The organism is Flagellimonas rhodophyticola, assembly GCF_049332665.1.
In the GTDB taxonomy this organism is placed as follows: Bacteria; Bacteroidota; Bacteroidia; order Flavobacteriales; family Flavobacteriaceae; genus Flagellimonas.
In genome coordinates this window covers 2,438,272-2,462,220 of record NZ_CP186326.1, presented here as the reverse complement: position 1 = coordinate 2,462,220, position 23,949 = coordinate 2,438,272, and the positions used below count along the sequence as shown (strand labels likewise).

General features: G+C 39.5%; 17 protein-coding genes. 13 read left to right on the top strand and 4 right to left on the bottom strand.

Annotated elements, in window-relative coordinates; translation table 11 throughout:
• Positions 1–39: 39 nt before the first annotated feature.
• From ACOKFG_RS10970 to ACOKFG_RS10930, 9 genes are all read left to right on the top strand, one after another.
• Complete coding sequence (locus ACOKFG_RS10970) at positions 40–1,818, top strand: tetratricopeptide repeat protein (protein WP_422861238.1); 1,779 nt, start codon at positions 40–42, stop codon at positions 1,816–1,818.
• Between the two features lie 84 nt (positions 1,819–1,902).
• On the top strand, positions 1,903–2,682 hold the full coding sequence (locus ACOKFG_RS10965; protein ID WP_422861237.1) for a sterol desaturase family protein: 780 nt from the start codon (positions 1,903–1,905) through the stop codon (positions 2,680–2,682).
• A gap of 14 nt (positions 2,683–2,696) precedes the next feature.
• Complete coding sequence (locus tag ACOKFG_RS10960; protein ID WP_422861236.1) at positions 2,697–3,149, top strand: hypothetical protein; 453 nt, start codon at positions 2,697–2,699, stop codon at positions 3,147–3,149.
• Between the two features lie 39 nt (positions 3,150–3,188).
• Positions 3,189–4,196, top strand: coding sequence for a glycosyltransferase (locus ACOKFG_RS10955; protein ID WP_422861235.1), 1,008 nt, complete (start codon positions 3,189–3,191; stop codon positions 4,194–4,196).
• 96 nt (positions 4,197–4,292) lie between these two features.
• The gene (locus ACOKFG_RS10950) at positions 4,293–6,215 is read left to right on the top strand and encodes a BatA domain-containing protein (RefSeq protein WP_422861234.1); all 1,923 of its coding nucleotides are present in this window, start codon (positions 4,293–4,295) and stop codon (positions 6,213–6,215) included.
• Positions 6,212–7,465, top strand: a complete 1,254-nt coding sequence (locus tag ACOKFG_RS10945) for a dihydroorotase (protein ID WP_422861232.1) — start codon at positions 6,212–6,214, stop codon at positions 7,463–7,465. Before ACOKFG_RS10950 ends, ACOKFG_RS10945 begins: the two co-directional genes overlap by 4 nt.
• A 4-nt stretch (positions 7,466–7,469) precedes the next feature.
• Positions 7,470–7,793: a DUF4870 domain-containing protein gene (locus tag ACOKFG_RS10940; protein WP_422861231.1), complete on the top strand. Its 324-nt coding sequence runs from the start codon at positions 7,470–7,472 to the stop codon at positions 7,791–7,793.
• 9 nt (positions 7,794–7,802) lie between these two features.
• Complete coding sequence (locus ACOKFG_RS10935; protein ID WP_422861230.1) at positions 7,803–8,468, top strand: alpha/beta hydrolase; 666 nt, start codon at positions 7,803–7,805, stop codon at positions 8,466–8,468.
• A 163-nt stretch (positions 8,469–8,631) separates the two neighbouring features.
• A complete protein-coding gene (locus tag ACOKFG_RS10930) occupies positions 8,632–9,111 on the top strand; it encodes a DUF1877 family protein (protein WP_298789462.1) in 480 nt (159 codons plus the stop codon).
• 242 nt (positions 9,112–9,353) lie between these two features.
• On the opposite strand, the gene ACOKFG_RS10925 is transcribed toward ACOKFG_RS10930, so the two are convergent.
• Positions 9,354–9,848: a hydrolase gene (locus tag ACOKFG_RS10925; protein ID WP_422861229.1), complete on the bottom strand. Its 495-nt coding sequence runs from the start codon at positions 9,846–9,848 to the stop codon at positions 9,354–9,356.
• 17 nt (positions 9,849–9,865) lie between these two features.
• A complete protein-coding gene (locus ACOKFG_RS10920; RefSeq protein WP_422861228.1) occupies positions 9,866–10,642 on the bottom strand; it encodes an MBL fold metallo-hydrolase in 777 nt (258 codons plus the stop codon).
• 75 nt (positions 10,643–10,717) lie between these two features.
• On the opposite strand from ACOKFG_RS10920, the gene ACOKFG_RS10915 reads away from it, so the two are divergent.
• On the top strand, positions 10,718–12,172 hold the full coding sequence (locus ACOKFG_RS10915; RefSeq protein WP_422861227.1) for a TonB-dependent receptor: 1,455 nt from the start codon (positions 10,718–10,720) through the stop codon (positions 12,170–12,172).
• Positions 12,173–12,226: 54 nt separating this feature from the next.
• On the opposite strand, the gene bcp is transcribed toward ACOKFG_RS10915, so the two are convergent.
• Positions 12,227–12,679, bottom strand: coding sequence for a thioredoxin-dependent thiol peroxidase (gene bcp, locus ACOKFG_RS10910; RefSeq protein WP_422861226.1), 453 nt, complete (start codon positions 12,677–12,679; stop codon positions 12,227–12,229).
• 55 nt (positions 12,680–12,734) lie between these two features.
• Here bcp and ACOKFG_RS10905 point away from each other — a divergent pair, with 55 nt between their 5' ends.
• Positions 12,735–13,400: an endonuclease III domain-containing protein gene (locus ACOKFG_RS10905; protein ID WP_422861225.1), complete on the top strand. Its 666-nt coding sequence runs from the start codon at positions 12,735–12,737 to the stop codon at positions 13,398–13,400.
• A 244-nt stretch (positions 13,401–13,644) separates the two neighbouring features.
• Here the strand turns inward: ACOKFG_RS10905 and ACOKFG_RS10900 are convergent, their stop codons facing one another.
• Positions 13,645–14,226, bottom strand: coding sequence for a sigma-70 family RNA polymerase sigma factor (locus tag ACOKFG_RS10900; protein ID WP_298789451.1), 582 nt, complete (start codon positions 14,224–14,226; stop codon positions 13,645–13,647).
• A gap of 248 nt (positions 14,227–14,474) precedes the next feature.
• Here ACOKFG_RS10900 and uvrA point away from each other — a divergent pair, with 248 nt between their 5' ends.
• Together uvrA and ACOKFG_RS10890 are read left to right on the top strand one after the other, a co-directional pair.
• Complete coding sequence (gene uvrA / locus ACOKFG_RS10895; protein WP_422861224.1) at positions 14,475–17,252, top strand: excinuclease ABC subunit UvrA; 2,778 nt, start codon at positions 14,475–14,477, stop codon at positions 17,250–17,252.
• A 277-nt stretch (positions 17,253–17,529) separates the two neighbouring features.
• Complete coding sequence (locus tag ACOKFG_RS10890; RefSeq protein ID WP_422861223.1) at positions 17,530–23,931, top strand: DUF7507 domain-containing protein; 6,402 nt, start codon at positions 17,530–17,532, stop codon at positions 23,929–23,931.
• The last annotated feature ends 18 nt before the right edge of the window (positions 23,932–23,949 follow it).

The following is a 23,949-nucleotide window of genomic DNA, read 5'->3' as shown; positions in this document are numbered from 1 at the left end:
AAAGCATTTTGTATCTTTAAACATCAATCTATTTGTTGAATGGAGCTTGTAGGGAACAAAGAGACCACTGTAGCCGTTCTCCCATTTAGAATATTGGGTGAAGAAAAGGACCTCAGTCCGATGATCATTGGGTTTACGGAAGACCTTATCGTGAATTTTTCAAAGTTTATTGGTCTCTCTGTTATTTCCCAATATTCGACCCTTGATATCCTCAGTACTTCCGATACCACATCAATTTCCCAGTTGGGTGCCGATTATATAATCACCGGAAACTTTAGACCGATGAAGGATAGTTTTCGAATTGGTGTAAAACTCGTACGTGCCCGGGACAATAAAGTAATTTTTGCTGGAAATCATGATGAGACTCTTGATGCCATACTAAGTGCTCAAGACAGTATTATAGAGCAGATTGTAAGCGTCCTACAGCAACAAATCAATTATGATTTACTCTCTTTCTCATATAAAAAGGAATCAGTAGACCTTGCTGCATATGAAAACTGGTTGTTGGGAATGAGCGAGTTAAAAAAAGGTTCATTGGAAAGTGATTTAAAGGCAAGGAAATATTTTGAATCCGCACTAGACATAGACCCTCATTTTGCTAGGGCCTATACAGGTATTTCACTTTCCTATTTCAACGAGTGGAGTTGTCGCTTATGGGATCGCTGGGAAGTAAGTCAAAAAGGAGCGCATGATTATGCTTTAAAAGCCATAGAACTTGATGAAAACGACTATATATCATTAACCGTTTTAGGCAGAACGTTTTTGTATCTCGAGGATTACGAAAAATCAGAGCATTTTTTGAGAAAATCACTGCGGATGAATCCAAGTGATGCTGATAATCTGATTCAGGTGGCCATGCATTTGGTATATCTGGGGTACTCAAAAGAAGCAGAACAATTATATCTAAAGGCCAAAAACTTAAATCCTCTTCATCCTGACGCATATTTTCTGCACGCATCATTCATCTATTTTGAATTGGGAGATTATCGAAAGGCAGCAGAGTACGTTGAAAAGGTTCCATATGATTCTGTTTGGACTGATTTCACTGCTTATGCCGCTGCTGTATATTATCATCTGGCCGATTTTGAAAGAATGCAATACTATTGGGAAAGATACTTGAGCATTTTCCAAGAGAACATTAACAATGGAAAAAAGGCCGATGTAAAAACAGCCATTGAATGGCAGCGAACAGTAAATCCCTATAAGAATGCATCCAATTTGGAACCCTTTTGGAGTTTTATGATGGGAAAACCAAGTAATGTTGCTAAAAAACAACAGTTCCAATCCTCCAATACATCAGGTGACTTTACACAAAAAGGAGAATTGTGGGAAGTGCAGTATGCCAATGAATCCGTTGTTCTAAAGGATTCCAAAGGACTCCAAGATATTGCCAAATTGTTAGCCAATCCTGAAAGTGAAATCCATTGCACCGAATTAATGGGTACTGTTTTGGACAGTGACGGAACAGAACTTGTGGACAACAAAGCGCTTGGAGATTACAAAAGCAAAATTCAACAACTTCAATCCGATATTTCAGACGCTGAAGAGATGGGACAAGCTTTAAAGGCGGATGAACTTCAAGAAGAGTATGACGTGTTGTTGGAGCACCTATCACAAGTTACGGGCTTGGCCAATAAAGCAAGAAAAACAGGATCCTCGTTGGAGAAAGCAAGATCCGCGGTTACCTGGCGTATACGAAGCGCAATAAAAAAAATTGAAAAAGTACATCCGAAACTGTCCAAACATTTATCCAATTCGATCAAAACCGGGACTTACTGCAGCTACACTCCCGAGTCGCCACACCAGTGGACTATATAATACTTACATCGCTTCCTCACATTGTAAGGCAAAAACTTTTGCCTATATAAGTGAAACATGATCTAATATTTTAAATAACAAAAAATGGAAGCAATTTTGCAAAATCTACCAAACCCTTGGGAGGTACTAATCGATCCAATATCATTAATTGTGTTGGGAATGTATGGGGTTCTAATGGTATGGGAGGCTGTTTTTCCGGCCAGAAAACTCCCCAAAATGAAATTTTGGAAACTCCGAGGACTAACCTCCTTTGCTGTTTTCTTTTATCTATCAACGTATTTTCCACTTATCTGGGACACTTACCTAGTTGATTATCAGATTTTCGATTTGACAGCCCTTGGTACTTGGTGGGGTGCATTTGTGGGAATCATGATCTATGAGTTTGCACTCTACGTCTGGCATAGAAGCATGCACAAGAATGATAGACTTTGGAAAGTTTTCCACCAAATGCATCACAGTGCTGAGCGTATGGACAGCTATGGAGCTTTTTACTTTAGTCCAATGGATATGATAGGATTCACTTTCTTAGGAAGTCTATGTTTAGTTGTTGTAGCCGGTTTTACCGCTGAAGCATCTACACTGTTTATTTTGATAACCACTTTCTTGGGAATCTTTCAACATAGTAACATCAAAACACCGGCATGGATTGGATACTTTATCCAAAGACCAGAAGCGCATACCGTGCATCATGCCAAAGGTATTCACGCATATAATTATTCTGACATCCCGATTTTCGATATCATTTTTGGAACTTTTAAAAACCCAAAGGGATATGAAAATGAAACCGGTTTCTATCATGGGGCTTCAGCTAGAGTCTGGGACATGATAACCTTTAAAGATGTCAACAAGAAAGAAACTGTCTAATAAAACTGATGCATATGCCTTGCTTTAATCCCCAATATTGGAATAAGAAATCAATCAAGCACCATTCGGAATTAGGCGATGTTCTATTCGAGAGCTTATTTGAACAAGGAGACCTCCCCCCTTCGCTTTTTGATCATGAAGCACATTTAAGATTGGCTTGGCTGTACCTTAAAAAATATGGAGAGAAAAAAGCTGTGGACAAGGCTTGTAATGAAATTAGACTGTTTGATAAACTCCATGGAAGCGGAGACAAGTTTAATACAACGCTTACCGTAGCTGCTGTAAAAACAGTCCATCATTTTATGCAAAAGTCCGAGTCAACTGATTTTGGCGCTTTTATAAAGGAATTTCCAAGATTGAAATTTGCCTTCAGAGCATTGTTGGACCAACATTACGGAATTGATATCTTTTCCAGTGAGGAAGCAAGGGTAAGCTACATAGAGCCTGACGTTCTGCCCTTTGAATAATTCGGGTATTTTCCCTCGGGATTTTGTTTACTTTGCATAATGCAAAATCCCGAGGTTAGTATCCTTATCCCTTTTAAGAACACAGCGCATTTTCTACCTGCCTGTTTAGATTCTATCGTCAACCAGAACTTTGAAGCTTGGGAGGTATTGGCAGTAGATGACCATTCCACAGATGATAGTTTAAAAGTTCTAACCGCTTATTCCCAATCAGATTCAAGAATAAAAGTGTTTGCCAATAAAGGCGAAGGTATTATTCCTGCCCTTCGTACGGCCTATTCCAATGTAAAGGGAGCATTCATCACACGTATGGACTCAGATGACATAATGAAACCCAATAGGCTGTCGGTTATGGTGAATAATCTTAATACACATGGAAATGGTCATATTTCAGTGGGTCAAGTGAACTATTTTTCGGACCGAGGCATCAGTAACGGGTACGAACGCTATGAGAAATGGCTGAACAAGTTGACGTCGGATGGAAATAATTATGATGAAATCTATAAGGAATGTGTTATTCCATCGCCTTGTTGGATGAGTTTCAAAGAAGACCTGGATGCATGTGGAGCGTTTGAGCCGAACCGATATCCCGAAGATTACGATCTTACCTTTCGATTTTATGAAAAGGGTCTAAAAATTATTCCCTGCTTCGAAATACTCCATTTATGGCGTGATTATGATACTAGAACTTCCCGAACGCATGAACATTACGCCCAGAATTATTTTTTGGATATTAAACTCCACTATTTTCTGAAGTTAGACCATGACAAACAACGCCCGTTGGCCATTTGGGGCGCCGGGTTTAAGGGAAAGAATATTGCCAAAAAACTTGTGAAGCATAAAATAGACTTTACCTGGCTTTGCGATAATCCCAAAAAGATCGGTAAAAAAATCTACGATATAGAATTGGTACACTTCACTGCTTTGGAAAAATTAGACAACCCCCAGAGCATCGTAACGGTGGCCAATGAAGAAGCTCAAATTGAAATAAAGAATTTCTTCCATAAAATGCGGCAGCAGTCTATGCAGGATTATTATTTCTTCTGTTGACGACTGCTCGGGCCAACGAATTTATATAAGTCTTAACACCAAACAACGGGGGAAACCATATTAATAATACCTATATTTGCCCAATCAAAGTTGGGAATGCAGTTTAAACATCCAGAAATTCTTTGGGCCCTTTTTCTTCTACTAATTCCCATTATTATTCATCTTTTTCAACTCCGAAGGTTTAAGAAAACTCCTTTTACCAATGTAGCTATGCTACAAAAAGTAGTTTCGGAATCCAGAAAAAGCAATACGCTTAAAAAGTGGCTCCTTTTGTTTACTCGCCTGCTTTTATTGGCATGTTTGATTTTTGCATTCGCTCAACCTTTCTCAGCTTCTACAACTGCACTTCAAGAAAAAGAGACAGTAGTTTATCTTGATGATTCGTTCAGTATGCAAGCCAAATCGAATGGCATCACGTTGTTAGAAAAATCTGTTCAAGATTTAATCAAGAGTGTTGGCCCGGAACAAGTTTTCAGTCTTTTTACCAATCATCGTACGTTCAAGAATATCAAACTAAAGGACATTCAAAATACATTGTTGTCACTTCCCTATTCCTACAAGCAATTGACTTTGGATGAAATTCAACTTAAAGGAAATACGTTGTTTTCAAAATCGAATTCAATTCGGAAAAACTTGATTCTTGTTTCTGACTTTCAGCAAAGACTTAGTCCCAAAACCATTATTGCAGATTCGGCCACATCGACATATTTTGTAGCCGTGCAACCAAAGGAATTACAGAATATTTCTATCGATTCTGCTTATATCAGTAACGACATATCGGAGCAAGTTTCGCTCACAACGCTATTATCTGGCGGATTGGATGGTGACGCCTTACCTATATCCCTTTATAATAGTGACACATTAATTGCAAAAACGGCTGCCAAGTTCGCGGCAAATGGAAAGTCGAGTGTTACCTTTTCAATTCCGGCGAACAAAGAAATAAAAGGTCGATTACAAGTTACAGACGCCAGTTTGAATTACGACGATCAGTTCTTTTTCAATATCAATAAGAAGGAAAAAATCAAAGTTCTGGCTGTTGGAGATAGGAATGCTGATTATTTATCCCGTTTATACACCCCAAATGAGTTCACTTTACAACAAACCATCCTAAATCAATTGGATTACAGCAATATCGACAAGCAAAATGTGGTTGTTCTGAATAATTTAAAAACTATCCCGAATAGCTTACAGCAAGTCCTTAGGAGGTTTAGAGAAAATGGCGGAACTGTAATTGTAATTCCGGCTGTTGGCAGTGACCTTGACTCATATAATCAGTTTTTATCTGGTTTTTCTGCTACTAAATTGCTTGAAGAAACTACTGTAGATAAAAAGATCACTACAATTTCCTTTGATCACCCGCTGTACAAAAATGTATTTGAAAAAGAAGTATATAATTTTCAATATCCCTCGGTGAAGCAATTCTTCAAGGTTACATCACGTGCACCAAGAATATTGACTTTTGAAGGAAATGATGCTTTTCTAATAGGAAATGACGGTTTCTACCTTTTTACGGCCCCTTTAAATATTGAAAATTCCAATTTTAAAAACTCTCCGTTGATTGTCCCAACCTTTTATAATATGGGTGTTTTTAGCCTAAAATCATCAGACCTTTACCATACTGTAGGAGAAAGTGGGACAATAGACATTGCAACCCAATTGGGAAGTGATAATATTTTAAGTGTATCCAAACAAGGGAATTCGTTTATTCCTCTACAGCAAAACTTTCCGAACAAGGTACATCTAGAGTTTGATGAAAACCCTACCACCGATGGCATATTTGATATTTTAAATAATGGGGAATTCCTAAGGAATATCAGTTTCAACTACCCACGTGAGGAGAGTGAACTCAATTATATGGACCTATCCAATTTGGACCATATTAATGTGCAAAACTCTGTTCCCGCACTTTTTGACCATCTGCAATCAGAAGACACTATTACCGCATATTGGAAATGGTTTGTTATTTTAGCGCTGCTTCTGGCGCTCATCGAAGTAATCATTCAAAAATTCATTACATGAACATGCTGCTGAAGTCGGCCAAGATCATATCACCTGAAAACAAGGCGTTGCACCTTAAAAAAAGGGATATCCTCATTAAAAAAGGGGTTATTGAAAAGATTGCCTCTTCTATTGATCCACCTTCAAATAGTAAAGTAGTAGATAAAAAAAACCTCCATGTTTCCATTGGATGGTTTGATTCTGGAGTAAGTTTCGGAGAGCCTGGTTACGAGGAAAGGGAAACCATTGCCAACGGACTTAAAGTTGCGAGCCAAAGTGGTTTTGCGGATGTTATATTGAATCCGAATACCAAACCGGTTCCGGACACTAGTTCTGATATTGTTTTTCTTAAGGAAAGAGCAAATGGAAGCTCCACTCGCCTTCATCCACTGGGAACCTTGACTAAAGATGCAAAAGGGACAGATTTGGCGGAGCTGTTTGATATGCGAAATGCGGGTGCCGTAGCCTTTTACGACTTCAAACAACAGATTGCCAACCCAAATCTTCTAAAAATAGCATTGTTGTATGCCCAAAACTTTGATGGTCTGGTGTTCTCTTTTCCAATGGACAATCAAATCAAAGGCAAAGGAATTGTGCATGAAGGGAAAACCTCTACCTCACTTGGGTTAAAAGGGATTCCTAATCTTGCAGAGGAACTTCAAATCTCCAGAGATCTATTCATATTGGAGTATACTGGGGGGAAATTACATATACCCACGATATCCACGGCAGGTTCAGTAAAGTTGATTGCCAATGCCAAAAAGAAGGGATTGGACGTTAGCTGTAGCGTCGCTGTGCATAACCTAACGCATACGGATGAAAGTTTAAACGAATTTGATACAGCCTATAAGGTATCCCCACCATTGCGCAGCAGTGCAGATTGCAGAGCTCTTATTAAAGGCCTCAAAGATGGAACCATAGATTTTGTAACCACAGATCACCTTCCTTTGGATATTGAAGAAAAACGGGTTGAGTTTGATAATGCAGGCAACGGAACTATTGGGTTAGAATCAGCTTTTGGAAGTTTAAGCCAACTTTTCGACCTGGATGATACCATAAGACTCCTAACTGCAGGGCGAGAGCGATTTGGTCTTGCAACACCAGAAATAAAAGAAGGATGTCAGGCGTGTTTAACACTATTTGACCCTGATTTTGAATCGGAGTTTAATATGGATAGTATTCTGTCAACTTCAAAAAACAGTATGTTCCTCGGAGCTTCTCAAAAAGGAAAAGTTTATGGGGTCGTAAATAATAACCAAATTACCATCTAGTACATTGAGCAAGACAAACTCCGGAAGGACCACAGCCATTATTGCCTATTTAACGATAGTTGGAAGCCTGATAGCCATAACAATGAATATTGAGCCTAAAAATGCCTTTGCTCGCTTCCATACGCGCCAGGCCTTCGGCATCCACCTGATTTTTCATGCCATGGCTATTGTGCTTACGTTTACTGGAATTGCCTACGCATCCCTTGGATTGTATTTGGTATATCTTATTATTTGGGGCTATGGTTTCCTTCAGGCCCTTAATGGCAAAATGAAACCGCTTCCTATTATCGGTGAACATTTTCAAAAATGGTTTACCTTTATTCCATAATTTATTAAAATGTCCCCCACCCCATTATCATTGGAATACCTACAACGACCTTCCTCCATTACATCCGGAAAAGTACCTTCAGTTTTTATGTTTCATGGCTATGGAAGTAACGAAGAAGACCTGTTCTCTTTTGCTTCCGAACTTCCTGAAGAACTGTACGTAATCTCTGTTAAGGCGCCTTATGACTTGGAACCTTTTGGACATGCGTGGTACGCCATTAATTTTGATGCGGAATATGGCAAATGGAGTGATGATGAGCAGGCAAAAATTTCAAGGGATAAAATAGTTGCTTTTATTGATGAAGCCTGCAACGCCTATAATTTGGATACAGAAAATGTTACACTCTTGGGCTTTAGCCAGGGCACCATATTAAGTTATTCTGTTGCACTTTCCTTTCCAGAGAAGATTAAGAATGTTGTGGCCTTGAGCGGTTATATCAATGAAAAAATTCTTATTGAGGGGTATCAAGAGAAGAATCATAGTACCCTCAATATTTATGCTTCACATGGACAAGTAGACCAAGTAATTCCTTTGGAATGGGCGCAAAAAACTCCAGCTTTCCTCAATCAACTTAGGATAAAGCACACCTATGAAGAGTTTCCCATCGGACATGGGGTTTCGCAACAAAATTTCTATTCGTTTCGAGATTGGTTAAAGCGACATATTTCATTTTAATCATCCTCTTTCAAGATTTATAAAAACCGATATCCATCAATTGTCATTTGAATCTTGAATGAAATTTTCCGAACTTCACTTATCGGTCGATATAGCTCATTAAAACGAACGATATCTTAGCCGTTGTACGCAATTTCAATAAAACTCCAATTTTTGAACTAATATGGGAATGGTATGGGAATTATACAGGGTTTCTGATGATGAAATTGAAGAGTTCGCTAATATGGATTTTGACAAACTGGAGGAATATCTTAGTGAAAACTATTCATTTATTTATGGTAAGTATCATAAGGAAAATGATATCGTTTTTCCAATGGACAAAGGTTGGGACATAACGAGATTTTTACTTAAAGAAACCGATTCGTCCAAAGACAAAATATTTAATGCGTTGGACGGAAGATTTATTAAATCTGACGTCGTAAAACTAATGGACAAGTTATTTCTTTCAATAAATACTGATGGCCTTAGGGAGTATCGGGACATGAAAAAAATGATTGAAAATGAGATTTATCTTGCTAAAAGACTTTCCGAATGGGACGATGAAAATTTTTGGGAATACATAGGTTTTCATATCCGGACCTTTAAGTCAGCCTTTTCAAAAGCCGCCAAATTCGAGCACGGAATAGTTATAAATCGGACATAAAACTGCGTACAAAAAAGGCTGAAATTCATTGCTTGCGGATTTCCTAAACGAAAATCACGCGCAAAAAGCTATCTTTAGGTTCGGCTGGATTGTCCTTCGGACGAATCACGGCAACGAACCTAAGCCCAACCGATAAATGCAATCGCTTTTTTTACCAATGACACCTTTCCATTGATAGCACTTCGACAATCCTTCGACAAGCTTAGGATGACATTACGCTTGAGGTAACAATGCTAGTTTCATTAATTGCTTCGTGTGTACAGTAAATGGTCCATTAGGGTAAAGTCAACCCCAAGGTCATCTTTAAGTTCGTATTTGATGACCAAATCTCCCCAATATTTTCCATCAGAGAAATCGGCCAATATCCATTTATGGTTCAGCACTTTGATTTTGTTGATTTTAAAATCACTTTCCATTCCATCATAGGGAACTAAAGGATTATTTCCCTTTTTCTCATTGGTCTCCAAAAGTTTATCTTCTATATATCGAACGGGGTTCTTTAAGTTCAAATGGTCATAATACGCCAGCGCATCATCATTGTTTTCCAAGGAAAAGTACTGGATGTCGAGTATTTTCAATTGTGACTGTTCTAAAGAATCCTTTAACTCGGTTACTTCACTCTCCAATTTTTGAATGGTCGAATTCATACTCTTTTGAAAATTACCAGCACTAATAAATTGATATAGGACTATCAATGCAGCAAACACAAATAAATACAAGAAGATCTTACTTTTCATCTATTCAAATTTTATTTTTAAATCGTTAATCGTAAGTTATCGTACGCCAAGAAAACATTTTTCGGAAGTTCCTTTTCAACTTCGGAATGAAATCCCAACATATGGCTTATATGGGTGAAATAGGTTCTTTCTGCACCTACTCTTTCTGCAAAGACCAATGCTTCGTCCAAATTAAAATGTGAATAATGGGGTTCTTTACGAAGGGCATTGATTACTAAAACTTTTGCTCCGCTAATTTTATCCTCTTCCTCCTTCTCCATGCGTTTTACATCAGTGAGGTACACAAAGTCCCCAAAACGATACCCAAGTACGGGCAATCTATTATGGTATGCTTCAATGGGAATAACAGTAACCCCATTTAAAGGAATTGCTGTATCTTTTTCAACAAGGTTAATTTTAACCGCTGGGGCTCCAGGATATCTATCTTCATCCGCAAAAATGTAATCAAACCGTCTTTTAAGGGATTGCACAACGCGCTCATGTGCATAGATTGGAATATCACCTTGTCTAAAAAAGAAGGGTCTAATATCATCAATACCAGCAGTGTGATCTGCGTGTTCGTGAGTGAACAAAATTCCGTCTAATTTCGGGATTGGATTGCTAAGCATTTGCTGTCTAAAATCTGGCCCACAATCAATTACATAATTAAAACTATTCCATGAAATCAGTACTGAAACTCGTAGTCTTTTATCTTTTGGGTCGTTGCTTAAACAGACAGGGTGGTCACTTCCAATTATAGGTATTCCCTGGGAGGTTCCTGTTCCCAAAAAAGTAATGGTCATCACATCATCCATTAAAATCAAAATTATAACTTATTTATTTAATAGATTTGATTAAGAGTGTAACTTTGTTTTAATAAAATCCAGGTTATGGCCACTGCACCTAACAATCCACATGCTTTTGAAAATATCCCTTCTATAAAGGCTAAAACGCTTCGAATAAACTTAAACCCTAATATTTATGGCACTTTTGCCGAGATAGGAGCCGGACAGGAAACAGCGAGGCAATTTTTTAGGGCTGGAGGTGCGTCAGGAACTATCGCAAAGGCGATGAGCGCATATGATAAATCCTTTAGCGATGCCATTTATGGTTCCGAAGATGATGGTAGGTATGTTACCCAGGCCAGACTAAAACGGATGTTGTCGCATGAAATGAAACTGGTAGAAGAGCGTATCAGCCGAGAGAATAATCCGGATTATTTGTTTTTCTCATACGCAAATACTGTAGCCACCATAGATTTTTCCAAAAGATACAAGGGACATGGTTGGATAGGAATTCGTTTTCAATTAGATCCAAAGCAGAAAGAACATGATGAGATTGTACTGCATGTGCGTTTTAAGCAAAACGAAGCCAGACTGCAGCAAGAAACCTTGGGCACCTTAGGGGTAAATCTTATTTATGGAGCTTTTTTCAAGTTTCATAAGCCCAAAAAATTACTGAAATATCTTTACGACCATATTGATCATGACACTATAGAGATAGATATGGTCAACTTTACCGGGCCTAACTTTAAGGATGTGGACAATAGATTAATGAGTCTGCAGCTTATTAGAAACGACATGACGGATGCCGTGATGTTTGGCCCCGATGGGAACAACCTGTTGCCAGCAGCAGCCCTTTACAAGAAAAATATATTGGCCTTGCGAGGTAGTTTTCGTCCTGTTACCAAAGTAAACATGGATATGTTCCAGAAGTCCTATGACATTTTCATTAGAGAACAGACTGTTGAATACGAAAACACCATTGTAGTTTTTGAAATTACGTTATCAAACCTCAAGGCAGCCGGTGAAATTGATGAACAAGATTTTATGGATCGCGCCGAACTCCTATGTTCGCTTGGGCACACCGTTCTGATTTCTAAATTCCAAGAGTATTACAAGCTTGTTGAATATTTTAATAATTATACCAAAGCTAAACTCGGATTGACGATGGGTGTCAATAATTTGGTCGATGTATTTGATGAAAAATATTACCGTGATCTAAGTGGCGGTATCCTTGAGGCTTTCGGAAAATTATTCTTTAAAGATTTGAAAGTTTATCTGTATCCAATGAAAGATGCAGCTACTGGGCAAATCATGACCAGTAACAATGTCAAAGTCCATCCAAGAATGAAAGAATTGTATAAGTTCTTTAAATACAACGGGAAGGTAATGGACATCATCGATTATGACCCTGATATTATGCACATATTTTCGCGAGAAGTGCTAAAACGAATCACTAATGGTGAAGAAGGCTGGGAGGATATGCTGCCAGAAGGTATTGCCGAAATGATTAAGGAGAAACAATTATTTGCCAAGAAAAAAGCTTTACCAGAAAAAGCTTAATATAACAATACAAAGAACTTAAAAGGCCCATTTTATAATGGGCCTTTTTTATGTCTATTCCAGTATTTGGGCTGCGTGACTCTTGGCCTTTACCTTATCAATGACCTTTTCCACCACTCCGTTTTCATCAATAATAAATGTGTTTCGATGGATACCATCAAAAACACGGCCCATAAACTTCTTTGGTCCCCAAACCCCAAAAGCATTGATGACTGTATGGTCCATATCGGCTAATAGAGGATAAGGAAAGTTAAATTTGTTCCTAAAATTTGTCTGTTTTTTTTCAGTGTCCGCGCTAACTCCTAAAATTTCGTAACCAGCTTGTTGCAATTCACCGTAATAATCCCTGATATTACAGGCCTCCACTGTACATGTTGGTGTATTTGCTCTTGGGTAGAAAAACACCACTAATTTTTTTCCTTTAAAATCGGAAAGATTAATCGTGTTCCCATCTTGGTCGTTTGCTGAAAATTCAGGTACTTTATCCCCTACTTTTAAGGTATTCATATGTATGTAATGTGTTTAAATTGTTTAATGTATTCATTTCAAAGTTAAACAAAAAATGACGAAACAAGACAAAATAGACTTTACAATTGAGACCTTGGATAAACTTTATCCAACAATCCCCATCCCATTAGATCACAAAGACCCTTATACATTGTTGATTGCCGTGTTATTATCGGCTCAAAGCACAGATGTTAGGGTAAATCAAATAACTCCTTTACTATTTGAACAAGCGGATAACCCCTTTGATATGGTAAAACTTACCGTAGAGGAGATTCGAGAAATCATAAGGCCGGTGGGTTTGTCCCCAATGAAGTCCAAAGGAATACATGGACTTTCTGAAATATTGATTGAAAAATATGATGGAGAAGTTCCTAAGGAAATAGAATTGTTGGAAGAATTACCCGCTGTAGGGCATAAAACAGCAAGTGTTGTAGTTTCTCAGGCCTTTGGAATTCCTGCATTTCCGGTGGATACACATATTCATAGATTGATGTATCGTTGGGGATTCAGTAATGGAAAAAATGTGGTACAGACAGAAAGAGATGCCAAAAGATTATTCCCAGAAGAAATCTGGAACAAGTTGCACTTGCAGATTATTTGGTACGGTCGTGAATATTCCCCTGCCCGTGGTTGGGACATGGAAAAGGACATCATAACCAAAACAATAGGGAGAAAAACTGTTCTAAACGAGTATTATAAAAACAAAAAGAGCCGCAATTAGCGGCTCTTTTTGTTTGTTCTTGAAGTTCCTAGTTTAAAGTTACCTCAAATTTGTGTTTTTTGTAATCGACTACTTTAATCGATTTTGAGTAGCTAAGTAAGAAATCTATAGTTTCTCGTCTAGCTTTTACCGATTTAACGGTTTTTTGTTCTTCAGAGTAAATATTTTCCATATTCTAGCATTAATGTTACAATTAGATAACGCCACTAATATGGAAATATTGCTGTGTTCGATGGAATGCAGATTAATTCGTTAAAACGATATTATTTCTGTTTACGATTTTTCTTAGGTTGATTAAGGCATATCTCATTCTTCCCAGAGCCGTATTGATGCTAACACCAGTGTTTTCGGATATTTCCTTGAAGCTCATGTCTTTATAGATACGCATGATCAGTACCTCTTTCTGGTCTTCTGGTAATTCGTCAATCAAAAGGGTCAAATCGCTATCAATCTGGTCTTTTATGATTTGCTTCTCAGCATTTAACTTATCATCCTTGATTACGGAGAAGATATTGAAATCATCGTTTCCTTCGAACTTGGGCATTCTTTTGTTCTTACGGAAATGATCGATAATCAAGTTGTGTGCAATTCGCATTACCCAAGGTAAGAATTTACCCTCTTCACTATAAGTACCTCTTTTTAGGGTCTTGATCACTTTAATAAAGGTATCCTGGAAGATGTCCTCAGCAACGTCCCTATCTAATACTTTAGAGTAAATAAAACTGGAAATTCTCTGGTTATGTCTGTTGATAAGACTTTCAAGTGCCTTTTCGTCTCCGGCAATGTAATTCTTAACTAATATCGAGTCATCAATCTGTAGTTCCATACAAATTACTTTTTGGTTTAAAACTAGGGTCCTTCCTTTTACAAGAAAGACTTGGAGTTATTAGCTTAATTTTAAAAAAGTAATTATTTCTGTATAGGCCTATCAGCTTTTTAATTACACATCAAATATAGAAAAACAGTATGCCGGTAAAAAAACTATGTTGTGATTTGGGCATTTTTAGATGTTAACTGATACAATATACGTATTAAGTGCCGGGTATTGTATCTTTGGAACCCTAATTTTAACATATGACCGCAATTCAGAACATTGATCCTAAGAAGAATATCATCATAAAAGGTGCCAAACTACATAACCTTAAGAATATCGATGTTGTAATTCCTAGGAACAAGCTTGTGGTTATTACAGGACTCTCCGGTTCTGGGAAATCAAGTCTAGCCTTTGATACCTTGTATGCCGAAGGACAAAGACGGTATGTAGAGAGCCTTTCCTCCTATGCTAGGCAGTTTTTGGGTAAACTGGACAAACCAAAGGTAGATTATATTAAAGGTATAGCTCCAGCCATTGCAATTGAACAAAAAGTAAACTCCACTAACCCTAGGTCAACGGTTGGAACCACAACAGAGGTTTATGACTATTTGAAATTATTGTACGCCAGGATTGGTAAGACCATTTCACCCATATCCAGAAAGGAAGTTAAAAAGAATACAGTCAGTGATGTTATTGACCATATTAAGACACTCAATGAAGGAGCCAAACTATTGCTTTTAGCTCCCATTACAATTCAAGAAGATAGGGATACACTTAAATCTCTTGAGCTTTTTTCCAAACAGGGATATGCGAGAATCAAATATAAAGGAGAAGTCCTACGCATAGAGAATGCACCAAAAGACATCGGCAGAGAATTTGATTTGGTGGTGGACCGAATCATTGTAAAAGACGATGAAGATTTTTACAATCGATTGGCAAATGCAATAGACAATGCTTTCTTCGAGGGCAAAGGACGATGCTCCATCGAAAATCTCGAGGATGAGCAAGCTCGGACTTTCAGTAATCAGTTTGAACTGGATGGCCTAAAGTTTTTAGAACCAAATGTACACTTGTTTAGTTTCAACAATCCTTATGGAGCATGTCCAAAGTGTGAAGGATATGGAGATGTTATCGGAATTGATGAAGACCTAGTCGTTCCAAACACCGCGCTATCAATTTTTGAAAATGCCGTTTTTCCGTGGCGGGGAGAAAGTATGGGTTGGTACAGAGATCAATTGGTTAATTCTGCATATAAATTTGACTTCCCTATTCATAAGCCTTGGTTTGAGTTAACCGAGAAACAAAGACAATTGGTGTGGGATGGCAATGAACACTTCACAGGGATTCATGCCTTTTTTCAACAGTTGGAGGAGAAAAGTTATAAGATTCAAAACAGGGTGATGCTCTCTCGTTATCGTGGAAAGACCAAGTGCACTGTTTGCAGGGGAAAACGATTACGCGAAGAAGCCAATTATGTGAAGGTGGACGGACACTCCGTTTCCGAATTGATTGAACAGCCGATAAAGAAGCTAATCCCCTTTTTTGAGGAGTTGCAGTTATCTGAGCATGATAGTACCATTGCAAAGCGCTTGCTTAAAGAAATAAGTACAAGACTTGATTTTCTTAGCAAGGTGGGACTCAGTTATCTTACATTAAACCGAAAGTCCAATACACTTTCAGGAGGTGAAAGTCAACGTATCAATCTGGCAACGTCCTTAGGTAGTAGTTTGGTGGGGTCCATGTATATTTTGGATGAGCCAAGCATCGGTTTACACCCAAAAGATACCGAAAACCTTATTGAAGTATTGTTATCTCTGCGCAATCTGGGCAACACCGTCATTGTAGTTGAACATGATGAAGATATTATGAAAGCCGCTGATGAAGTCATCGATATAGGTCCAGAAGCTGGAACCTTGGGTGGTGAAGTTGTGGCCACCGGAAGTTTAGACACTATTTTAAAGGCTAATTCTTTGACGGCAGATTATTTGAATGGCACAAAAGAAATTGCAGTTCCCACTGAACGTCGCAATTCCAAACACTTTATCCAAATCACAGGTGCTCGTGAAAATAACCTGAAGAACATAAATGTCGCCTTTCCTTTAAATATGCTTACGGTGGTTACTGGAGTTTCAGGAAGCGGTAAAAGTACCTTGATTAGAAAAATTCTGTATCCTACCATATTAAAGAAAGTTGGCGGTTATGGTGAAAAAGCTGGTCAATTTTCTAAAGTAGAAGGTAAATATTCCCATATTAAACATGTGGAGTTTGTAGATCAAAACCCCATCGGGCGTTCTTCGCGTTCAAATCCGGTTACCTATATTAAGGCCTATGATGACATTCGGGCTTTGTTTGCCTCGCAAAAATTAAGCAAGCTTCGAGGGTATCAGGCAAAACACTTTTCTTTTAATGTTGACGGGGGTCGATGTGAAAAATGTAAGGGAGAAGGGGAAATCACTGTAGAAATGCAGTTTATGGCCGATGTGCATTTGGAATGTGATGTTTGTGCTGGGAAACGCTTTAAAAAAGAAATACTGGAGGTTCAATTTGAAGGAAAGAATATCGATGATATCCTAAACTTGACCATTGACGAGGCGATTGACCATTTTAAAACCCATGAACAAACCAAAATTGTTACCAAGTTACAGCCGCTTCAAGATGTAGGCCTAGGGTATGTAACATTGGGTCAGTCCTCCTCTACTCTCTCAGGTGGTGAAGCGCAACGTATAAAGTTAGCCTCATTTTTGGTGAAAGGAAATACCAAAGAAAAAGCCTTGTTCATCTTTGATGAACCTACTACCGGACTTCATTTTCACGACATTAAAAAACTTCTTAAATCCTTTGATGAATTAATTGCAAAAGGACATTCCGTAATCGTAATCGAACACAATATTGAATTGATCAAATGTGCAGATTATATCATCGACCTTGGACCCGAAGGTGGAGAAAATGGTGGGCATTTAGTTGCTGAAGGTACTCCGGAAGAACTGATTCAAAATCCGAGGTCAATTACCGCTAAATATCTACAATCCAAACTATAACAGTAAGTTATAATTTCCATTGAGATAAAATTTCGATGGTTTAAGTCTAAAACTGTTTTTTAAGGTTTTAAACTTGAATTGTGTTGCTTCCGTCCAAAAATGGCGTCAATCCAAACCTCACTTTTATCAAATACCAACCGGTTTTTGTGAATTTGTAGCTGTCATCCTTTTTCCATTATCCTATTTTCATTGATTGAACTCTTTAATGCTTTGCTCTTTAGTTAAACCAGAAAAGTATGGTGTGAAATTATAGCTGTTAAATCAATGTCTTAATCGTATGTTCTCCTACACTTCCCATTTGGCGCAAATAAAAAAATATCCCATTACATTTTTAATTGTACCCTTCTTTTTAGTTGCTACAAGTTTTAAACCCGTTTTCAATACCAACAATCCCAAAACTTTATCGATACATCGTTCAACTTTAAAGGAATCAAGCAACAATTCTACAGCTTTTTATGTTCCAAGAATTGGTTTGGTAAAAGAAGGAGTGTTAAATCCTGGCGGAGCCGGAATCCAACCCTGCACAACTATTGATTATACTTATTATGTAACCAACCAGAGTACCAATGGGGAACTTTTAGAGTTTGTGCATATAGAAGATCTTGTGTTGGGGGTTGACATAGATTTGTCCAACAATCCAGGAGACATTGACAATGATAACCTTTTAGATGTGGGTGAAATATGGACCCATACCGCTAGCTACACTATAAGTAGTATTGATAGGGTTGCAGGGCAGGTCATCGCAAATCAAGCCACGGTAACTGCTTTGCCTAATGGGGGAGGACAAGGAGTCATGGATTCTTCCCATCCAAGTGACCCTTTGGCGGATGACGATACCATAACAAATATCAGCGAATGCCAACCCAGGGTTTCACTTGTAAAAACAGGAGATTTGAATCCAGCAGGTTTTGCGCCTTGCACTACCATCGAATATTCTTTTACTGTTATCAATGAAAGTTTGGGGCCAGATGAATTTCTAAACGTACAACTTAATGACTCATTTCTTGCTAGTAGTTCCATTAGCGGTCCCATCTTTGATAGCGGCGGTGATGGTAAGATGAGTCCTGGGGAAACTTGGGGATTCAATGCATATTATACCATAACCCAAGATGACATACAACAAGGAGAGGTACAGAATCAAGCCGAAGTATATGTGGAAATCGATGCAACAGGAGACATCATTACTGATTTTTCACATCCAAGCGACCCCCTGTCCGATGATTTCACGGTTACCGATCTAATATCCTGCCAATCCCCAGAGTTGGCCGTACTGCTGACCGGTACCACTGCCGACTCGGACAACGACAACTGCGATGATGTTGTGGTCTATACCTACCAAGTAAACAACAAGGGCAACGTTAATTTGGATATGATTTCGATTACCGATGATCTGAGTACTACTCCAATACTTGCAAACCCTAATCTGGGCGACCTCAATAACAATAATATATTGGATGCCGGGGAAATATGGACCTACACGTCTGCTCATCCCATCACACCAGAAAATATTACCAACAATCCTTTGGACAATCAGGCCACTGCCACCGCGAACATTGTCGGTTCCGGAACACCTACCTCCGACCAGTCACATCCCACCGATGAATCCTCGGCTGGGCTGACCTCAGTAGATGTCTCCGGGGCCTGTGACAACTTTGATGCTGGCATCTCCCTGATATTAAGAGATATCAATCTTAACTGTACTGGCTCTCTGGAATATCTGTACGAAGTGACAAGGGCGGGCAGTGTTAATTTACAGAACATAACACTCACAGATAATCTGGGAAATATTATAATTACAATACCTACTGGTGATGACAATAATAATGATGTTTTGGAAGATGGGGAAACATGGACATACACATCAACGGCCTATAACATTACACAAGATGAACTAAATCTTGGGGCTGTAACAAACCAGGCCACGGTCACCGCAGTTGTTGAAAACACGTTGATTCCGGTTATCGATGATTCCCACCCCTCAGACCCCCAAGACGATGATGTCACGATTACCGATTTAACATCTTGCCAATCCCCGGAGCTGGCCGTACTGCTCTCCGGCAGTACTGATGACACCGACAACGACAATTGCGATAACGTTGTGATCTATACCTATGAGGTCATCAATAAGGGCAATGTTGACCTGGACACCGTTGGTGCGACCGATATTTTGACTAATACCATAGTCCTTGTCACCGACCCCAACAACAATGGTATATTGGATGTGGGGGAAACGCAGTTCTACACAGCTACCCATGACATCACAGAAGATAATATTGCCAATATGGTCTTGGATAATCAGGCCACTGCCACCGCAAACATTGTCGGTTCCGGAACACCTACCTCCGACCAGTCACATCCCACAGATGAATCTTCGGCGGGCTTGACCTCAATAGATGTCTCCGGGGCCTGTGATACCTTTAACGCAGGTATCTCCCTGATTTTAAGCGTTAACAATCCGGGGGCTTGTACCGGCTCCCTGGAATATCAATACGAAGTAACAAGGGCCGGTAGTGTTAATTTGGTGAATATAGTGCTCTCCGATGACCTCGGAAATCCTATTGCCGGACCAAATGGGGATGCCAATAGTAATGATGTTTTAGAAGCTGGGGAAACATGGACATACACATCCACCTATAATATCACGCAGGGCGAACTGAACCTTGGGGCTGTAACAAACCAGGCCACGGTCAACGCAGTCGTCCAAAACACATTGATTCCGTTAACCGATGACTCACATCCAAGCGACCCCCTGTCTGCTGATGTCACAGTTGCCGATCTAACATCTTGTCAAAATCCTGTGGTCGAAATGCTATTGACCTCGGCGGCCTTGCCCGTAGACACCGACGCGGATACATGCCCTGATGCAATCGATTATATCTACAGAGTCCGTAATTCGGGAAATGTGGACTTGAATATTGCATCTCTAGTTGATAACCTAACCAACCTTATAAGTTTACCCAACCCAAATAATGGCGATGTAGATAGCGATAACCAACTTGATATTGGGGAAGAATGGGTTTATACTTCCAGATATGATATTCTTCAAGACGATATTGATAATTCTCCGCTGGAAAATCAAGCAACCCTTCTTACGACCATTGTTGGATCACTTACGCAGGTTCCTGACGAATTATCCCATCCCACTGATTTCACCGATCAAAGTATCACATTCACTGATGTAACAGGAACTTGTGCAGATACTGCAGCCATCGGAATCATAAAAGAAGCGGATGTCAATAGCTTGATTGACACTGATGCTGATGGTTGTCTTGATGCCATCCAATATACCATTCGGGTGTCCAACGAGGGCAATGTGGATTTGACCACAATTGTTGTCAATGATTCTGAATTGGGTAACGATATACCCGGACCTAGTTCCGGGGATGACGGCAATGGTATTTTAGAGCCTAATGAAATATGGGTATATCAAAGAAACTACGACATCTTAGAAACGGATATCATCAACAACAATGGTGATGTCACAGGGCAAGCAGAGGTATTTGCGGTTCCTGCTGTTGGAATCCAAATCTCCGACCTTTCCCACCCTACCCTTTTTGATGATGATGCTGACACCGTAACGAATGTCACCGGAACCTGTTTTGATACCGTGGCCGTAGGACTGACCAAAATAGATACGGGTTTAATTGACAGCGATTTAAATGGCTGTGACGACCAAATAGAATATACACTTATCATACATAACCTTGGTGGTATGAATCTTAACATTACGGAGCTGCATGATGATCAACTTAATGATATTACTGCAGGACCATTTCTTGAAAGCGGTAATGCCGACGGTGTATTGGAAATTGGTGAAACTTGGCAATATGATGGAATTGGTATTTATAACATCACTGAACCGGACGCAACACTTGGAAGTGTAACAGGGCGAGCAAGGGTCACGGCACAACCTGTTGGTACAGCAGTTTTTATCATGGATGAATCCCATCCCATTGACGAAACCGATGTTGGAGATACGGTTGTTCCCATTCCAGGAGCATGTGCCGATGGTCCATCCATTGCAGTAACTCGAGTCCTGCAAATGATTGACACCGATACGGACGGCTGTAATGACCAAATTGATTTTATCCTAGTTGTTTCCAATTCTGGAGGTTTGGATTTGAATTCGGTGATACTCACTGACGATCAATTATCCAGCCCGGTCGTTGGACCAGACGACGAAAGCATCAACACTAATGGCATCTTAGAGGTGGGTGAAGAATGGACCTATACCGGTTTCTATGACATAAGCCAAACAGATGTTGATGGTGGCGATGTTTTTAGCAGGGCTGTTGTAGATGCACTGTCCGTTGTGGGGAATATTCCCGTACAGGATTTTTCCCATCCCACAGACCCAGCAGATGATGCTGACAATGAAATTCTTTTTTCAGGTGCCTGTGACGATACTGTAGGCATTTCGATAATACGAAACACCGTTTTGGAGGATAGTGGTGATGGGGACAACTGTACGGACCGCATCGCTATAACCATTGAAGTGACCAACACAGGAAATGCACCTTTGGAAAATGTTGTGGTTAATGACGATCTGTTGGTCAATGCCCCAACCCTTTCTTCAAATGGAAACGGAGATATTATTCTGGACAGCGGTGAAACTTGGGAATATACTGGGAGTTATGATCTTGACCAGACAGATATTGATGGAATAAATGTGATTGGTGGAGCTGATGTCACAGCGCAACATATAGGTAGTACCTTTCAAGTATCGGACGATTCGCATCCCTCTGCCCCTAACTTAGATCAAGACAACGATAATGATGTCTCCGGGGCCTGTGCGAACACTGCTGCTATCACCTTGACCAGGACCCCTAATCTCTCAGATAATAATATGGACAATTGCCCGGATACCATAGACTTTAGAATCGTGGTCACCAACTCTGGGCAAGTAGATCTGGACACCGTTGTACTCACGGACGACCAATTGCCAAGTCCAGTGATCGGGCCAGACGACGAAAGCATCAATACCAATGGTATTTTAGAGGTAGGTGAAGAATGGATCTATACCGGTTCCTACAATATTACACCAGAGAATATCGCCAATACCCCATTGATTAGTGGTGTAACGGTTATTGCGGAACCTTTGGGCAGTACTTTCCAGGTTTCGGACAATGACCAAAATAACATAGATCTCTCCAGCGCCTGTGCTAGCTTTTCTGCGGCTGTATCCGTAACTCTTTTAGATTCCCTTTCAGATAGCAACAATGATGGATGTGATGATAGGATAATTTACACCTATACGGTGAGCAACATTGGCAGTGAAGATTTGGGTCAAATTGTACTAACAGACGATTTGGGCAATACTATTACTGCCCCTACTCCTAACCCGGGTGATCTTGATAACGACAACGAAATAGACCAGATGGAAGATTGGGTTTTTACCGCCACCTACTTTATAACCCAGACTGATATTGATAACTCCCCACAACTTCGGTTCAATCAAGCCAACGTTTCAGTGCAACCCATTGGAAACACTACTAATGTGACTTCCGATTCTAATACTACCAGCACTGATGTATCAAGCGCATGCCTCAATGACACGGCTTCTATAGGATTGATAAAAACGGCTAGTCTATTTGATTCTGATGGTGACAATTGCAACGATTCAGTCCTTTATTTCTTCACTGTTGAGAACTTAGGGAACATTGCTCTTGAAAACATCCTTTTAGAGGATTTCTTTTTGGGCATTACCCTTACGGAACCTAATAGCCGTAACCTCAATGAAGATGAAATTTTGAATGTTGGAGAACAATGGAATTATAATCTGGTGCGTCCCATAGTCCAACAAGATATTGATAGGGCCTTTATAGAAAATCAGGCCATGGTTACGGCCTACCGTACCGATTTACCAGATACTTTTATTACGGATTTTTCACATCAAAGCACATATACCTTGGATGACCTAACAAGTATATCCGTTATTGGAGCTTGCATCAATACTTCGGCCGGAATAGGGTTGGTGAAAACAGGAGTACTTATTGATTTAAATGAAGATGGTTGCTTAGAGAGTATTCGATATACATTTAGAATAGCCAATTTAGGAAATCAGCCCTTGACCGGATTACTCCTGCGTGATGATCTTTTTGAAAACCCGATAGAGGGGCCTCTTTCCGGTGATGACAATGACAACGACATCCTGGAGGTAGATGAAGAATGGACATACACCGTCGTTTATGGAATAACCCAAGAAGACTTAAATATAGGGTTCGTTGAAAATCAGGCGACAATAACCGCAAATGTAGTAGGGCAAGAAAATTTTATTGTCAACGATATTTCCGACAGTGATTTATTTACCAGAGATAATCTTACTAGGGTATCAGTCATAGAAGCTTGCCTAGGAGGCACCATTAGTGATTCTGATTTTAAGATTTTTACCGGAATAACTCCAAATGGTGATGGTATCAATGACTTCTTTAGAATCCAAGGTATAGAACGTTACCCGAACAATACCTTAAAAATATATAATCGGTGGGGGGTAATGGTCTACGAAGTAGAAGAATATGGAGAAGGAAGTAATTTGTTCAATGGGATTTCCATTGGTAGAGCGACCATTGCAGGAGATAAAGAATTACCTAGTGGAACGTACTTCTACATACTGTCTTTTCTAGCCGAAAATCCGGGCGAGGAAAACTACAGTGGCTATCTCTATATCAATAGGAACTAGAGTTTCTTGACCTAAAAA

Coding starts and splice junctions, on each gene's coding strand:
- ACOKFG_RS10925 (WP_422861229.1), bottom strand. CDS start 9,848: ATGAAAAGTAAGATCTTCTTGTATTTATTTGTGTTTGCTGCATTGATA.
- ACOKFG_RS10930 (WP_298789462.1), top strand. CDS start 8,632: ATGGGAATGGTATGGGAATTATACAGGGTTTCTGATGATGAAATTGAA.
- ACOKFG_RS10950 (WP_422861234.1), top strand. CDS start 4,293: ATGCAGTTTAAACATCCAGAAATTCTTTGGGCCCTTTTTCTTCTACTA.
- ACOKFG_RS10945 (WP_422861232.1), top strand. CDS start 6,212: ATGAACATGCTGCTGAAGTCGGCCAAGATCATATCACCTGAAAACAAG.
- ACOKFG_RS10955 (WP_422861235.1), top strand. CDS start 3,189: ATGCAAAATCCCGAGGTTAGTATCCTTATCCCTTTTAAGAACACAGCG.
- bcp (WP_422861226.1), bottom strand. CDS start 12,679: ATGAATACCTTAAAAGTAGGGGATAAAGTACCTGAATTTTCAGCAAAC.
- ACOKFG_RS10960 (WP_422861236.1), top strand. CDS start 2,697: ATGCCTTGCTTTAATCCCCAATATTGGAATAAGAAATCAATCAAGCAC.
- ACOKFG_RS10920 (WP_422861228.1), bottom strand. CDS start 10,642: ATGGATGATGTGATGACCATTACTTTTTTGGGAACAGGAACCTCCCAG.
- ACOKFG_RS10965 (WP_422861237.1), top strand. CDS start 1,903: ATGGAAGCAATTTTGCAAAATCTACCAAACCCTTGGGAGGTACTAATC.
- ACOKFG_RS10890 (WP_422861223.1), top strand. CDS start 17,530: ATGTTCTCCTACACTTCCCATTTGGCGCAAATAAAAAAATATCCCATT.
- ACOKFG_RS10915 (WP_422861227.1), top strand. CDS start 10,718: ATGGCCACTGCACCTAACAATCCACATGCTTTTGAAAATATCCCTTCT.
- ACOKFG_RS10970 (WP_422861238.1), top strand. CDS start 40: ATGGAGCTTGTAGGGAACAAAGAGACCACTGTAGCCGTTCTCCCATTT.
- uvrA (WP_422861224.1), top strand. CDS start 14,475: ATGACCGCAATTCAGAACATTGATCCTAAGAAGAATATCATCATAAAA.
- ACOKFG_RS10900 (WP_298789451.1), bottom strand. CDS start 14,226: ATGGAACTACAGATTGATGACTCGATATTAGTTAAGAATTACATTGCC.
- ACOKFG_RS10935 (WP_422861230.1), top strand. CDS start 7,803: ATGTCCCCCACCCCATTATCATTGGAATACCTACAACGACCTTCCTCC.
- ACOKFG_RS10905 (WP_422861225.1), top strand. CDS start 12,735: ATGACGAAACAAGACAAAATAGACTTTACAATTGAGACCTTGGATAAA.